General features: G+C 69.5%; 11 protein-coding genes and 1 tRNA gene. 4 read left to right on the plus strand and 8 right to left on the minus strand.

What is annotated here, in order from left to right:
- Positions 1 to 72: 72 nt before the first annotated feature.
- The gene (locus ACZ60M_RS21835; protein WP_465420780.1) at positions 73 to 1,473 is read left to right on the plus strand and encodes a hypothetical protein; all 1,401 of its coding nucleotides are present in this window, start codon (positions 73 to 75) and stop codon (positions 1,471 to 1,473) included.
- Between the two features lie 63 nt (positions 1,474 to 1,536).
- Here ACZ60M_RS21835 and coaE read toward each other — a convergent pair whose 3' ends face one another.
- From coaE to ACZ60M_RS21855, 4 genes are all read right to left on the minus strand, one after another.
- Positions 1,537 to 2,727: a dephospho-CoA kinase gene (gene coaE, locus ACZ60M_RS21840; RefSeq protein WP_465420781.1), complete on the minus strand. Its 1,191-nt coding sequence runs from the start codon at positions 2,725 to 2,727 to the stop codon at positions 1,537 to 1,539.
- Between the two features lie 74 nt (positions 2,728 to 2,801).
- Positions 2,802 to 4,295 (minus strand): 30S ribosomal protein S1, encoded by a 1,494-nt coding sequence (gene rpsA / locus ACZ60M_RS21845; protein ID WP_208494375.1) that lies wholly within the window; start codon positions 4,293 to 4,295, stop codon positions 2,802 to 2,804.
- Positions 4,296 to 4,540: 245 nt separating this feature from the next.
- On the minus strand, positions 4,541 to 7,243 hold the full coding sequence (gene polA, locus ACZ60M_RS21850) for a DNA polymerase I (protein WP_465420783.1): 2,703 nt from the start codon (positions 7,241 to 7,243) through the stop codon (positions 4,541 to 4,543).
- A gap of 115 nt (positions 7,244 to 7,358) precedes the next feature.
- Positions 7,359 to 7,976, minus strand: coding sequence for an ANTAR domain-containing response regulator (locus tag ACZ60M_RS21855; RefSeq protein WP_091038394.1), 618 nt, complete (start codon positions 7,974 to 7,976; stop codon positions 7,359 to 7,361).
- A 229-nt stretch (positions 7,977 to 8,205) separates the two neighbouring features.
- On the opposite strand from ACZ60M_RS21855, the gene ACZ60M_RS21860 reads away from it, so the two are divergent.
- Positions 8,206 to 8,279 (plus strand) — tRNA-Leu (locus tag ACZ60M_RS21860).
- Positions 8,280 to 8,328: 49 nt separating this feature from the next.
- Here the strand turns inward: ACZ60M_RS21860 and ACZ60M_RS21865 are convergent.
- From ACZ60M_RS21865 to ACZ60M_RS21880, 4 genes are all read right to left on the minus strand, one after another.
- Positions 8,329 to 9,018 carry a hypothetical protein gene (locus ACZ60M_RS21865; RefSeq protein ID WP_465420785.1) on the minus strand — a complete coding sequence of 230 codons (690 nt, stop codon included), beginning with the start codon at positions 9,016 to 9,018 and terminating at the stop codon, positions 8,329 to 8,331.
- A gap of 42 nt (positions 9,019 to 9,060) precedes the next feature.
- Positions 9,061 to 9,420, minus strand: coding sequence for a hypothetical protein (locus tag ACZ60M_RS21870; RefSeq protein WP_465420787.1), 360 nt, complete (start codon positions 9,418 to 9,420; stop codon positions 9,061 to 9,063).
- 64 nt (positions 9,421 to 9,484) lie between these two features.
- The gene (locus ACZ60M_RS21875; RefSeq protein ID WP_465420788.1) at positions 9,485 to 10,162 is read right to left on the minus strand and encodes a response regulator; all 678 of its coding nucleotides are present in this window, start codon (positions 10,160 to 10,162) and stop codon (positions 9,485 to 9,487) included.
- A complete protein-coding gene (locus ACZ60M_RS21880; RefSeq protein ID WP_465420790.1) occupies positions 10,159 to 11,745 on the minus strand; it encodes an ATP-binding protein in 1,587 nt (528 codons plus the stop codon). The genes ACZ60M_RS21875 and ACZ60M_RS21880 overlap by 4 nt, the downstream gene beginning before the upstream one ends.
- A 109-nt stretch (positions 11,746 to 11,854) precedes the next feature.
- Between ACZ60M_RS21880 and ACZ60M_RS21885 the strand changes: the two genes are divergently transcribed.
- Both ACZ60M_RS21885 and ACZ60M_RS21890 read left to right on the plus strand, forming a co-directional pair.
- Complete coding sequence (locus ACZ60M_RS21885) at positions 11,855 to 13,219, plus strand: cation:dicarboxylate symporter family transporter (RefSeq protein ID WP_465420792.1); 1,365 nt, start codon at positions 11,855 to 11,857, stop codon at positions 13,217 to 13,219.
- A gap of 118 nt (positions 13,220 to 13,337) precedes the next feature.
- On the plus strand, positions 13,338 to 13,829 hold the full coding sequence (locus ACZ60M_RS21890) for a hypothetical protein (RefSeq protein ID WP_465420793.1): 492 nt from the start codon (positions 13,338 to 13,340) through the stop codon (positions 13,827 to 13,829).
- Positions 13,830 to 13,840 lie beyond the last annotated feature (11 nt).

The following is a 13,840-nucleotide window of genomic DNA, read 5'->3' on the forward strand; positions in this document are numbered from 1 at the left end:
ACCGTAGCGCCGGGGTACGACACTCTTCGCGATCGGCGGTGACTTTTCCCGGCCCGACTCGTTGGTCCCTGCGTGAGCTCCACTACCGCAGTTCCCTGGAAATCGGCCCTGATGTGGGTCCTGGCCATCCTCGTCGCCATCGCGGTCGCCGGCTGGTTCGCCGTCTCCTGCAGTCCCGGCCGCTCGAACGCCGAGCGGCCCGTGAACGAGGAGGAGGCCGCGCTGCTGGCCGGTATGCGCGAACGCAACCACGGCGCCGAACCGGTCGCGGTGCGCTTCAGCGTCCCGATGGACGGCGAGACGGTGGTCGCCGACGGCTACCTCGACTGGCAGGTGCCGATGCTGTACGCGCGCGTGCCCGAAGGCGAGGGCCACCGGCTGGTCCAGGCCATCCCGGGCCTCATCGCGACCCACGCGGACGACGAGGCGGCCTTCAGCGGGCTAGCGGTCCCCGAGGACGGCTGGACGACCCGGCAGATGCTCTCCGGCGCGGTCACGCCCCTGGAGACCACGGTCGACATCCTCGCGTCCTCGCTGTTCACACTGACCGCCGCCGAAGCGGACGACCCGGCCGAACTGGCCGAGAAGGCCACCTGGCGCGAAGAAGGCATCATCGACGGCGAGCCCGTGGACTCCTTCCGCGCGCCGATCATGGTCGAGACGGACGAGCAGGGGGCGGCGAGCCCCGAAGCGCTGTACTCGCTCGACGCCGCCGGGGACCTGCGCCGGTTCCAGGTGAACACCGGCGAGGCGAGCCTGTCGTCGGTGGACTTCCTGCGCGACGTCGAATTCGACGCGAGCGGGCTCGTCGCCAACGACCTCCTGGGCGGCCCGGCGATCGCGCCCGCCGCCGTCGACGAAGACCTGGCGCAGACGATCGCCGAAGTGCGCGAAGGCAACTGGGAGGACACCGCCCAGGTGGAACTGACCGTGCCCACGGGCGACGGCCAGGTGACCACGGGCTACGGCTCGGTTGACTGGCGCACCATGACCGCCTACCTGCACCTGACGGACGCGAACGGCCAGCGGCTGTTCCTCGCCAGGCCCGGCGGGTACGCCACCGTTGCCGCCGAAGGCGATGCGCTTCCCGATACCGTGCCGACCGAGGGCTGGGAGGCCCACGCGCTCGCCGACGAGGACGCGGCCGAGCATTTCGGGGCTGTCGAGTCGCTGGTGTTCCGGCTCCTGGAGATGGCCGCTGAAGAGGCCGACGACGCGAAGACGATGCAGGAGAAGGCGTTCCTGCTGCGCACCGACGAATCCGAAGGCACCGAGGTGAACGTCGTCGAGTTCCCGGTAGCCGGGGACGCGGAGGCCGCCGCCGGCCAGTCGGCGTTCCGCTACCACCTCAGCGGGGACGACCTCGCCGAGGTCGAGATGATGACCTTCTACGGCGTCGCGAGCGCCGAACTGTCCGATGAGGACTTCCCAATGGTCGAGATCCCTTGGGAGCTCGCCGAGAAGATCGGCTGACCCGGTCGGCGATGCGACGGGCCTGGCCGTTTTTCGGCCGGGCCCGTCTGCATCACCTCCCGATCAGCAAACCGGGGCGTGCCATCCGGTCTCGGCGGCCCAGCGGTTCGCACGGGGCCAGGCCTCCGTGCTGAACCAGGACTCCTTGGCCTCCGTGTAGTCCTGCGCGGAGTCGAACTTCGCGGCGAGCGCGCCCTTGGAGTGGGCGTAGTCGGCGCGGGCCTGCGGGTCGGCCCGCAGCCAGTCGCGGAACAGCAGCGCGAACCGCTGGCCGGGGCTGTCGATCGACCGGAAGTGGATGTGGGCGATGTTGCCCGGGTCCGCGAAGCCGTAGAACCGCTTCTCCCACTGCTCGAGCGACGGGAACTCCGGCTTGGGCGTGTCCTGCCCGGTCTTCCCGAAGAACCCGGCGTCGCCGAGGGCGTCCTCGAACGCGTCGACGAGCGCGAGCGCCACCACGGTGACCTGGATGTCGATGACGTCCTTCGCGAAGAAGTCCGGCACCGCGGTCGAGCCGACGTGGTCGATGCGGACGGCGCTGGGCCCCATGACCCGGCGGATGCGGGCCGCCAAGTGCTCGAAGCGGTGCTCCCAGGCCGGGTCCGAGTGGACCAGCTGGAGCTTGTCGGGCCGGGGCTCGTACCGCCCGGCCTCCAGGTTCTCGGCGAACGGCACGATCCGCTCGTCCCACAGGAGCTTCACGCGGTGTTCGAGCTCGTGGAGGTCCCCGTCGTTGTGGAGGACGACGTCGCAGACCTCGCGGCGCTCCGCGTCGGAGGCCTGGGCGTCGATCCTGCGGACGGCGTCGGCGCGGGGCAGCCCGCGCTGTTCGAGCCGTTCGAGCCGGAGCTCTCGCGGCGCCTCCACGTCGATGTTGAGGTGGAAGCCGGGCGCCTGGCCGGTCTCGGCCAGGAGCGGGATGTCTTGGACGACGATCGCGTCCTCGGGCATGGCGTCGGTGAGTTCTCGGGCACGGGCGCGGACGCGCGGATGCACGATCGCCTCCAGCTCCGCCCGGGCGGGCGGGCTGTCGAACACGATCGTCGCGAGCGCGGCGCGGTCGAGCGCGCCTGCGGCGTCCAGGACTCCGGGACCGAAGCGGGAGACCACCGCGGCCAGCCCCTCGGTGTTCGGGGCGACGACTTCGCGGGAGAGGGCGTCCGCGTCGACGACGCGGGCCCCGAGCTCTGACAGCTTCGCTGCGACCGTGCTCTTACCGGCTCCGATGCCACCTGTCAATGCGACTCTAAGCACAAATAAAACACTACCCGCCCCAGGCGAACGGCCTGGGACGGGCAGTGTGTATTTCAGCTAAACGGGCGACGAATCTAGTTGCCGGCCAGCTTCTCGCGAAGCGCGGCGAGCGCCTCGTCGGTGGCGAGGGTGCCCTGAGGCTCGGCCGGAGCCGACTTCTTCTCAGGGGCCTTGCCGCCCTTCTTGTCACCCTTGGGGGCCGCTTCGCCCTCGGCGGGCTTGGCGGGCGCTTCGGTGATGACGCGCTCGGCGATCTGCTTGCCGTGCTCTTCCCAGCGGGTGCGGGCCTCGGCGTACTGACGCTCCCACTCCTCGCGGGCCTCGTCGAAGCCTTCCATCCACTCGCCGGTCTCGGAGTCGAAACCGTCCGGGTAGATGTAGTTGCCCTGGTCGTCGTACTGCGCGGCCATGCCGTACAGCGTCGGGTCGAACTGCTCCTCGTTCTCGACGTAGGCCTCGTTGGCCTGCTTGAGCGAGAGCGAGATCCGGCGGCGGTCCAGGTCGATGTCGATGACCTTGACCATGGCGTCGGAGCCGACCTTGACGACCTGCTCGGGCACCTCGACGTGGCGCTCGGCCAGCTCGGAGATGTGCACCAGGCCCTCGATGCCGTCCTCGACGCGCACGAACGCGCCGAAGGGGACGAGCTTGGTGACCTTGCCCGGGACGATCTGGCCGATCGCGTGGGTGCGGGCGAACTGGCGCCACGGGTCTTCCTGGGTCGCCTTCAGCGACAGGGAGACGCGCTCGCGGTCCAGGTCCACTTCAAGGACCTCGACCTCGACCGGCTGACCGACCTCGACGACCTCGGACGGGTGGTCGATGTGCTTCCAGGACAGCTCGGAGACGTGCACGAGGCCGTCCACGCCGCCCAGGTCGACGAACGCGCCGAAGTTGACGATCGAGGAGACCGTGCCCTTGCGGACCTGGCCCTTGGCGAGCTGGTGCAGGAACTCGGTGCGGACCTCGGACTGGGTCTGCTCGAGCCACGCGCGACGCGACAGGACCACGTTGTTGCGGTTCTTGTCGAGCTCGATGATCTTGGCTTCGAGCTCGCGGCCGACGTACGGCTGCAGGTCGCGCACACGACGCATCTCGACCAGGGACGCGGGCAGGAAGCCGCGCAGGCCGATGTCGAGGATGAGACCGCCCTTGACCACTTCGATGACGGAGCCGCGAACGACGCCGTCCTCTTCCTTGATCTTCTCGATGGTGCCCCAGGCACGCTCGTACTGAGCGCGCTTCTTGGAGAGGATCAGGCGGCCTTCTTTGTCTTCCTTCTGGAGGACGAGGGCCTCGACGTGGTCGCCCACAGAGACGACGTCTTCAGGGTCGACGTCATGCTTGATCGACAGCTCGCGCGAGGGGATGACGCCCTCGGTCTTGTAGCCGATGTCGAGCAGGACTTCATCCCGGTCGACCTTGACGACGGTACCTTCGACGATATCGCCGTCATTGAAGTATTTGATGGTCGCGTCGATCGCGGCGAGGAGGTCCTCGTCCGAAAGAAACTCTTCGACCGTGCTGTTCTCAGCGTTGCTCGAGGTGGCCTCGATGCTGCTCGTCATGTGGGCTGGTGCTCCGGATACGTAAATTCGTGGGCTCGCGCCCGCGCCCTCGCTAGACGCGAATGCTCGCAGTTCGTTCCCGGGCCGCCCTTGCCGCTGGCAACGCGTCCTGCTCCCTTCTGAGGACGCGGACATGCCCAGGCCAATCCAGGTTACCGTGCGCGATTACGGCGCGCCAGTCCGGGCCGGGACCTCGTGTCGACTGCCACGCGCATGTAAGGCCGGCAAGCGGGCGCCTTGACCGGTTAATGGGCTGCGGCTTCCCAGGATTCACCGAATCCGGCGGACACCGTGAGGGGCACCGCGAGTTCGGCGGCGTTCGACATCTGCTCGCGGACGAGCGTTTCGAGCGCCTTCGACTCACCGGGTGCGACTTCGCACACCAATTCGTCGTGCACCTGGAGCAGCACGCGCGAGGCGAGCCCGGAGGCGCGCAGCTCCCGGTCGACGCCGAGCATCGCGGTCTTCATGATGTCGGCGGCGCTGCCCTGGATCGGGGCGTTGAGCGCGGCCCGCTCGGCCATCTCGCGGCGCTGGCGGTTGTCGGAGGTGAGGTCCGGGAAGTACCGGCGCCGGCCCATGATCGTCTCGGTGTACCCGGTCTTGCGGGCCTCCTCGACGACGCGGTGCAGGTAGTCGCGGACCTTCCCGAAGCGCGCGAAGTAGTCGTTGGAGAGCTGCTGGGCCTCCTCGGTGGAGACCGCGAGCTGCTGGCTGAGCCCGTACGTGGACAGGCCGTAGGCGAGCCCGTAGGACATGGCCTTGATCTTGCGGCGGTGCTCGGCGGTCACCTTCTCGGGCGCGACGGCGAAGACCTTCGCGGCGACGGCGTTGTGGATGTCCTCGCCCGCGACGAACGCGTCGATCAGGCCCTCGTCGCCGGTGAGGCTCGCCATGATCCGCATCTCGATCTGGCTGTAGTCGATGGTCATCAGCGACTCGAAGCCGTCGGAGACGACGAACCCGGCGCGGATGTTGCGCCCGGCCTCGGAGCGGACCGGGATGTTCTGGATGTTCGGGTCGGCCGAGGAGAGGCGCCCGGTGGCGGCCACGGTCTGGTGGAACGTGGTGTGGATGCGACCGTCCGTCTGGATCGTGGCGCGCAGCGTCGCGACGATCTGCTTCAGCTTCTCCACGTCGCGGAACCGCAGCAGCTGCTCCAGGAGCGGGTGCTGGTTCTTCGCGTAGAGCTGCTGCAGCGCTTCGGCATTGGTCGTGTAGCCGGTCTTGGTGCGCTTGGTCTTGGGCATCTTCAGCTCCTCGAAGAGGATCTCCTGAAGCTGCTTGGGCGAGCCGACGTTGAACGGGCGGCCCACGATCTCGTGGGCGCGGTCCGTGGCCTCCTTCGACTGCATCGCGAACCCGGACTCGATGTCCGCGAAGTGGCCCTCGTCGGCGGCGATCCCGAGGATCTCCATGCGAGCCAGGACGCTGGCGAGCGGGTACTCCATGTTCTCGGCGAGCGCCGCCTGGTGCCGGTCGGCCAGCCGCGCGGTCTGCTCCACGGCGAGGTCGCCGATGACGGCGGCTGCGGCGCAGTCGGCTTCGAGCTTCGCGGAACCGTCGCTCATCGCGGCATCGAGGCCGACCAGAGCGCCGTCGTCGGCGGGCGACTCCGGGGTCTCCAGCTCGCGGCCGAGGAACTGCATCGCGAGGTCGCCGAGCGCGTACGAGCGCTGCTCGGGCTTGAGCAGGTACGCGGCGAGCACGGTGTCGGCCTTGATACCGGCGACCTCGGGCCAGCCCGCCGCGTCGGCGCCCCACAGGAACGCCTTCGCGTCGTGCACGACCTTGCCCTTGGCCGGGTCGGCGAGCCATGCGGCCCAGGCCGACTCGTCCTCGGCATCGAGCTGCGACGGTTCGAACCAGAGCGCCTGGCCCCCTTCGGCCAGCGCGACCGAGTCGAACGAGCCCGCGCCGGACGCGAAGGTCCCGGTGAAGGCGATCGCCACGTCGGCTTCGCGTGCGCCGAGCCAGGCGGCGAGCCCGCCGGGTTCGAGCGCGGCCGCTTCGGTGCTGGCGACCTCGGCGGCGGGGACCGCGTCGACGGCGCCGACGGCCTTCCCGGCGAGGTTGGCGTTGAGGCGTTCGCCGAGGGCGCGGAACTGGAGGGCGTCGAACAGGCGGTTGGTCTCGGCGACCGACCAGCCCTCCCACTCCAGGTCCTCGACGGCCTTGTCGAGTTCGAGGTCGCGGACGAGGTTGTTGAGGCGGTGGTTGCGGAGCACGTCGTCGAGGTGGTCGCGCAGGCTCTGCCCGGCCTTGCCGGTGATCTCGTCCACTTTGGCGACGAGGCCGTCGAGGGACCCGTACTTGACGATCCACTTCGCGGCGGTCTTGGGGCCGACGCCGGGGACGCCGGGGAGGTTGTCGGCCTTCTCCCCTACGAGCGCGGCGAGGTCGCGGTAGCGGTCGGGGGTGACGCCGTACTTCTCCTCGACCTTGTCGGGGGTGTAGCGGGCGAGTTCGGTGACGCCCTTGATCGGGTAGAGGAGGGTGGTGGCCTCGTTGACGAGCTGGATGGCGTCGCGGTCGCCGGAGGAGATGAGGGTGGCGAGCCCGGCGGATTCGGCGCGGGTGGCGAGGGTGGCGATGATGTCGTCGGCCTCGAAGTTCTGCTTGGTGAGCCATTTGATGCCGAAGGCGTCCAGGATCTCCTGGATGATCGGGATCTGGCCCTTGAACTCCTCGGGGGTCTCGCCGCGGCCGTCCTTGTAGGCGGGGTACTCCTCGGTGCGGAAGGACTTGCGGGAGACGTCGAAGGCGACCGCGACGTGGGTGGGCTCCTCGGCCTTGAGCAGGTTGATGAGCATCGAGGCGAACCCGTAGACGGCGTTGGTGACTTGGCCGTCGTCGGTGGCGAACTTCTCGGCGGGCAGCGCGAAGAAGGCGCGGAAGGCCATCGAATGGCCGTCGATCAGGAGCAGGCGCGGTTGCGTAGCGGTCACGTCCACGAGCCTAGCGAGTGGGTCCGACAAGTCCGGCACAAGCCGGAGACGGCGTGGCTCGGGCAAGAGAAAGGCCCGCGTCAGGTGACGCGGGCCTTCGAAAACCTGTGGGAACCTACTCGGCTTCCTGGGCTTCCTTCTGCTCGGCCTCGGCGATGACGCGTTCGGCGACGGCGCGCATCGAGAGGCGGTGGTCCATCGCGGCGCGCTGGATCCAGCGGAACGCGTCGGGCTCGGGCATGCCGTACTGGGTCATGAGGAGGCCCTTGGCGCGGTCGACGAGTTTGCGGACCTCGAGGCGTTCGGTGAGGTTCGCGACCTCCTTCTCGAGGGCGGTCATCTCGGCGAAGCGGGTGAGGGAGAGCTCGATCGCGGGGACCAGGTCCGACTTCTGGAAGGGCTTCACGAGGTAGGCCATGGCACCGGCCGACTGGGCGCGGCTGATGAGGTCGCGCTGGCTGAAGGCGGTGAGGATCACAACCGGGGCGATGCGTGCGGAGACGATCTTCTCCGCGGCCTGGAGGCCGTCCATGATCGGCATCTGGATATCGCAGATGACCAGGTCGGGCTGGTGCTCCTGGGCGAGGCGGACGGCGGCTTCACCGTCGGCGGCCTCGGCCACGACCTCGTAGCCCTCCTCGGTGAGCATCTCGGCCAGGTCGAGGCGAATGAGCCCCTCGTCTTCGGCGATGAGCACGCGCTTGCGCGGCTCCTCGGCGGCCTTGCTCGTCATGCGGGTCCGTACCTTTCGTGCGCGTATGGACGTGGTGGGGGCGTGCGTCGTTTCAGGCACACCAGGACGCTAGCTTAGCCGCCGCGTTCCGGGCCCGCACGCTCCTATGCCGAGCGTTTCGGACGATGGAACTGAAACGTGAGCGGCGCAACCCGCGAAGGCGCGGAACGGGCGGCGGGACCGGCGAATCGGCGGCCGCCTCCCACCGGGTATCATTTGCACCGGCTCCGGCCCGGTATTCCAACTGGCAGAGAAGACGGATTCAAAACCCGTACAGTGTGGGTTCGAATCCCACCCGGGCTACAGCATTGACCCGCACGGCATCTGATGCCCGTGCGGGTTTTTTGTCGCCTCAGTTCGGGACGATGTTCGTTCGGCCTTCCCAGGCGCCGTGTTCGGCGAGGGGGCGGAAGCGGAGCGTGGTGAACTCGCGGTGGAAGTCGCGGCGTTCGCGTTCGGCCATGGCCTCGTGGTGGAGGCGGGCCGCGGGGCCGGGGTCGCGGCCGTGGACCATGCCGGTCATGGCGCGGGAGCTGGTCCAGACGGAGAAGGTGGAGACGGTCCGGGCCGGGCGCATGGCGGCGAGCGCGAGGGTGGTCTCGGGGTGGTCGCGGACCTGGCGTTCGACGGGTCGGCCCCAGTGGAGGAAGCGCGGGAGTTCGGGCAGGCGCATCCGGGCGAGGGTCACGGCGACGACGGGTTCGGCGGGGTCGGTGCGGCCGGTCTCGGCGGGGAGGTGCGCGAGTTCGCGGACCTCGCCCCAGCGGCGGAGGTATTCGAGGCGGACGTGCCAGCCGGCGGCGAGGGTCCGGCCGAGCGGCTGTTCGGCGAGGAACGCGTCGAGTGCCGCTTCGTCGGCCCATTCGGCGAACACGGCGAGGTGGCGCAGCTGCATGCGGCGCGGGGAGACGACGGGTGCGCCCAGTTCCATGGCGGCGAGGACTTCGACGTGCCGCAGGCCGGGGGCCGCGGGCGGGCGCACGAGGGCGCCGACCGATCGGCGCACGGGCGCGTGGGCGAGGTGGAAGGAGTGGAGGGCCATGGATGCCATCCAACCCGAGATCGCGCCGGTCCGCTACGGCCCTTAGTGGTGCGTGACGCGCTGCAGGACTTCGCGGCCGCGTTCGGGCAGTTCGGCGGCGGCCGTCAGGAGCGCTTCGCGGGCGTCGTCGAGGTATTCGACGGCTTTGCGGTAGCCCTGGGCGGACTTGCGGCGGTCGTAGGCGATCTTGGCGCCGACTGCGGCGGCGGCCGCGATGCCGACCACGGCGGCGATCATGACGATGCGCGCGGTGCGGCTCTCGGAGGCGGGCACCGGGAGGTCTTCGGGTTCGGGCTCGTAGAACTCGGCCCTGTCGCCGCCTGCGATGTCCGACAGGCGGAGCGCGTCGGTCTCGACGCCGGGCTCGGAGTCGTGTTTCGGCAAGTCCCGCTGTGATTTCATCGTCACATCCTCCCACGATCGGCCCTCCGGGAGTTCCCCGTTGCGCGGGCGCGAAACGCCGTTTTCAGTTCCTGACGAGGAGGTACCGGACCTCGGGGCGGCCGACGCTGCCGTAGTGGGGGCGGCGCTGCACGATGCCGTTGTCGGCCAGGTATTCGAGATAGCGGCGGGCGGTGACGCGCGCGATGCCGACGGTGGTGGCGATCGCGGCGGCGGACATGCCTTCGGCGGCGTCGCCGAGCGCGGCGCTGATCGACTCCAATGTGGAGGCGCTGAGGCCTTTCGGGAGCGGGCCCTGGCCGGGGGTGCGCAGCTCGGACAGCATCCGGTCGACGTCGTTCTGGCCGCCGACCTCGCCGGGCCCGACGACCTGCGCCCGCCACGCCGCGTACGTCTCGAGCTTCCCGCGCAGGGTCGCGAACGTGAACGGCTTGAGCAGGTACTGCATGACACCGGAGGACACGGCCGCGCGCACGACCGACAGGTCCCGCGCGGAGGTCACGGCGATGACGTCCACGGGGGCGCTGGCGGCCCGCAGCGCCGCGCACACCGCGAGGCCGTGCGTGTCGGGCAGGTAGAAGTCGAGGAGGACCAGGTCGACGGGGTTGCGGGAGCAGAACCGGATCGCCTCGTTGCCCGAGTGCACGACGCCCGCGACGGTGAACCCGGCGACGCGCTCGACGTAGGCCCGGTGGGCGTCGGCGGCCACCGGGTCGTCTTCGACCACGAGCACCCTGATCATCGGCTCGACGATATCGGTAGGCGGACGGTGAACACGGCGCCGCTCTCGTAGCCGTTCGCGACCTTGATGCGGCCGCCGTAGCGGCGCACGGCCTGCCCGACGAGCGCGAGGCCGAGGCCGCGCCCGGTCGCGGCGGCGGGCTTCGTCGACCAGCCGCGGCGGAAGATGTCGGCCTGGTCGGCGATGCCGGGGCCGGAGTCGGCGACGCGGACGAACAGTCCGTCCGGTTCCGACCGCACGGTGACCTGGACTTTCGGGGCGCGTTCGGCCGCGTGCTCGACGGCGGCGTCCATCGCGTTGTCGATGAGGTTCCCCAGGATCGTGATGAGGTCGCGCGCGTCCACGCCCTCGGACTCCTGCATGGCCGTGTCGGCGGTCAGCTCCAGCTCGACCCCGCGCTCGCTCGCCTCGCTCAGCTTGCCGAGCAGCAGCGCGGCCAGCACCGGCTCGGCCACCGAGCCGACGACCCGGTCCGTGAGCTGCTGCGCGACCTCCAGCTCCGCCGTCGCCAGCGCCACGGCCCCGTCGACGCGGCCGACCTCGATCAGCGAGATCACGGCGTGCAGCCGGTTCGCGGACTCGTGCGCCTGGGCGTGCAGGGACTCGGCGAAGCCGCGCACGGAGTCGAGTTCGCCGGTGAGGTTCTGCAGCTCGGTGTGGTCGCGCAAGGTGACGGCGTTGCCCATGCGGCGGTCGCGGGAGCGCACGGGCACCGAGTTGACGAGCAGGAGCCGGGTGTCGGTGAGGTGCAGTTCGTCGCCGCGCGGCTCGGTCGAGGTGAACGCGGCCGCGAGGTCGTCGGCGAGGCCGAGGTCGGCGACCGGGACACCGCGGCTGTCCTCGGGCAGGCCGAGGAGGTCGCGGGCGGCGTCGTTGCAGAGGACGACGCGGCCGTCGCTGCCGACGAGGACGAGTCCTTCCCTGACCGAGTGCAGGATCGCCTGGTAGTACTCGAACATGTCGCGCAGTTCGGCGGGCGCGGCCCCGCGGGTCTGGCGGCCGAGGCGGGCGCTCACGAAGTAGCTGCCCGCGATGCCGGCGAGGAGCACGGCGGCGGCGACCCCGGCGAGGGGCGCGAGCCGCTCGTTGAGTTCGGCCGAGATCGCCTCGACGGTGATGCCCGCGGCCACGAGGGCGACCACGTCGCCCTCCGCGTCGAAGACGGGGACGACCGCGCGCACGGACGGCCCGAGGGTGCCGGTGTAGGTCTCGGTGAATGCTTGGCCCGCAAGGGCTTTCGCGGTGTTGCCGATGAACGGTTCGCCGATGCGGGCGGGGTCGGGGTGGGTGTAGCGGATGCCGTCCGGGTCCATGATCGTGATGAAGGCGACCCCGGTGTCGGCGCGCACCTGTTCGGCGAACGGCTGCAGGTCGCGGGAGGGGTCGTCGTGGGCGAGGGCGGCGGTGAGGCTCGGGGAGTCCGCGACGGTCTCGGCGACCGCGACGGCGGTCTCGCGCGCGTTGTCCTCGGTCGCGCGGCCCGCGTCGAGGTAGGCGAGGACCGCGCCCGCGCCGACGAGCAGGCCGACCAGGACCAGCTGCAGCACGAGGAGCTGCCGGGCGAGGGTCCACGGTTTGGTCACCCACCATGTGTACACGTGCCAGTCACGAGACCGAAATGAACAGAATCGTGACTGGCTTCACAAGTCGATGGAAACTTTCGTCATTCCCCCCATGAACGAGGAGACGAAGATGTCCACTCCCCCGCCCCCGAAGCGGCGCGACCGCACGCACTTCCTCTATCTGGCCGTCATCGCGGCCGTGGTGCTCGGCGTCCTGGTCGGCTTCGCCGTCCCGGAGTTCGCCGTGCAGCTCAAGCCGCTCGGCACCGGGTTCGTAGCCCTCATCAAGATGATGATCGTCCCGATCATCTTCTGCACGATCGTGCTCGGCATCGGCTCGGTGGCGAAGGCCGCGAGCGTCGGCAAGGTCGGCCTGATCGCCCTCTGCTACTTCCTGGTCATGTCGACGTGCGCGCTGGCGATCGGCCTGGTCGTCGGCAACCTCCTGAACCCGGGTTCGGGCATGGACCTCGACCCGGAGGCGGCCACTGCGGCGCAGGAGACGGCGGCCGAGGCGGGCTCGCACACCACCGTCGACTTCCTGCTCGGGATCATCCCCGAGAGCCTGGTCTCGGCGTTCACTGACGGCTCGGTGCTGCAGGCGCTGCTGGTGGCGCTGCTCGCCGGGTTCGCACTGCAGAAGATGGGCACGGCGGGCGAGCCGGTCCTGCGCGGGATCGGGCACCTGCAGAAGCTGGTGTTCCGCATCCTCGGGATGATCATGTGGGCGGCGCCGGTGGGCGCGTTCGGGGCGATCGCGGCCGTGGTCGGCGAGACCGGCTGGGACGCTTTGAAGAGCCTCGCGGTGATCATGTTCGGCTTCTACGCGACGTGCCTGGTGTTCGTGGTGTGCGTGCTGGGCGCGGTGCTGTGGTTCGCGGCCCGGGTCAACCTGTTCAAGCTGCTGCGCTACCTCGGCCGGGAGTTCCTGCTGATCGTGTCGACGTCCTCTTCGGAGTCGGCGCTGCCGCGGCTGATCGCGAAGATGGAGCACCTGGGCGTGAGCAAGCCGGTCGTGGGCATCACCGTGCCGACCGGGTACTCGTTCAACCTGGACGGCACCGCGATCTACCTGACGATGGCGACGCTGTTCATCGCGACCGCGCAGGGCCAGCCCCTGGGCCTGGCCGAGCAGATCTCGCTGCTGGTGTTCATGGTCATCGCCTCGAAGGGCGCGGCCGGGGTGAGCGGCGCGGGCATCGCGACGCTCGCTGGCGGCCTGCAGTCGCACCGGCCCGAGCTGGTTGACGGTGTCGGGTTCATCCTCGGCATCGACCGGTTCATGTCCGAGGCGCGGGCGCTGACGAACTTCGCGGGCAACGCGGTCGCCACGGTCCTCATCGGGACGTGGACGAAGGGCTTCGACCGCGACCGGGCGAACCGGGTGTTCGCGGGCGACGAGCCGTTCAACGAGGCGGTGCTGGTCGACGACCACGTTCCCGCGGAGGCGTTGCCGCCCAAGCAGACGCAGCCGAAGGAGACCGTCGCCGCCTGACCTCCGGGAAACGCGCGACAGGAGTGGCACGATCCTGGGAGGAACCGGTTTGCGTTTGCGATCTATGGTTTCCAACGACAGCACCGAACACTTCTCAATCCCGAGGCAGGACTTAGCGATGAGCGAATTCGACACGGTCGAGGACGACTACACCACTGACGGTTACGGTTCCGACTCGGTCGATGAGTTTTCCACTGAGGACTCGACTTCGTACACGGACGACTCGTACACCGAGGACGCCTACGCCGACGACTCGTCCTCGGACGACGTCTACACCTCCGTGGCGGACACCGATGTCGACGGCGACGGCGTGAACGAGTCGACCTCGTACGACCTCGACGGGGACGGCTACAACGAAACCGTCGAGTCGGACATGAACGGCGACGGCTGGGTCGACACCGTGACGACCGACGCGGACGGCGACGGCTACTCCGAGTCGATCCTCGTGGACACCGACGGCGACACGTACCTGGACACCTACGGCACGGACACGGACAACGACGGCTTCGTCAACACCGTCGAGGCCGACACCGACGCGGACGGCTTCCTGGACACGTACGCCGAGGACAACGACAGCGACGGCACCTACGAGGTCGTCGAGAGCATGTAGTCGACCACTCG

The organism is Glycomyces sp. NPDC050141, assembly GCF_055586545.1.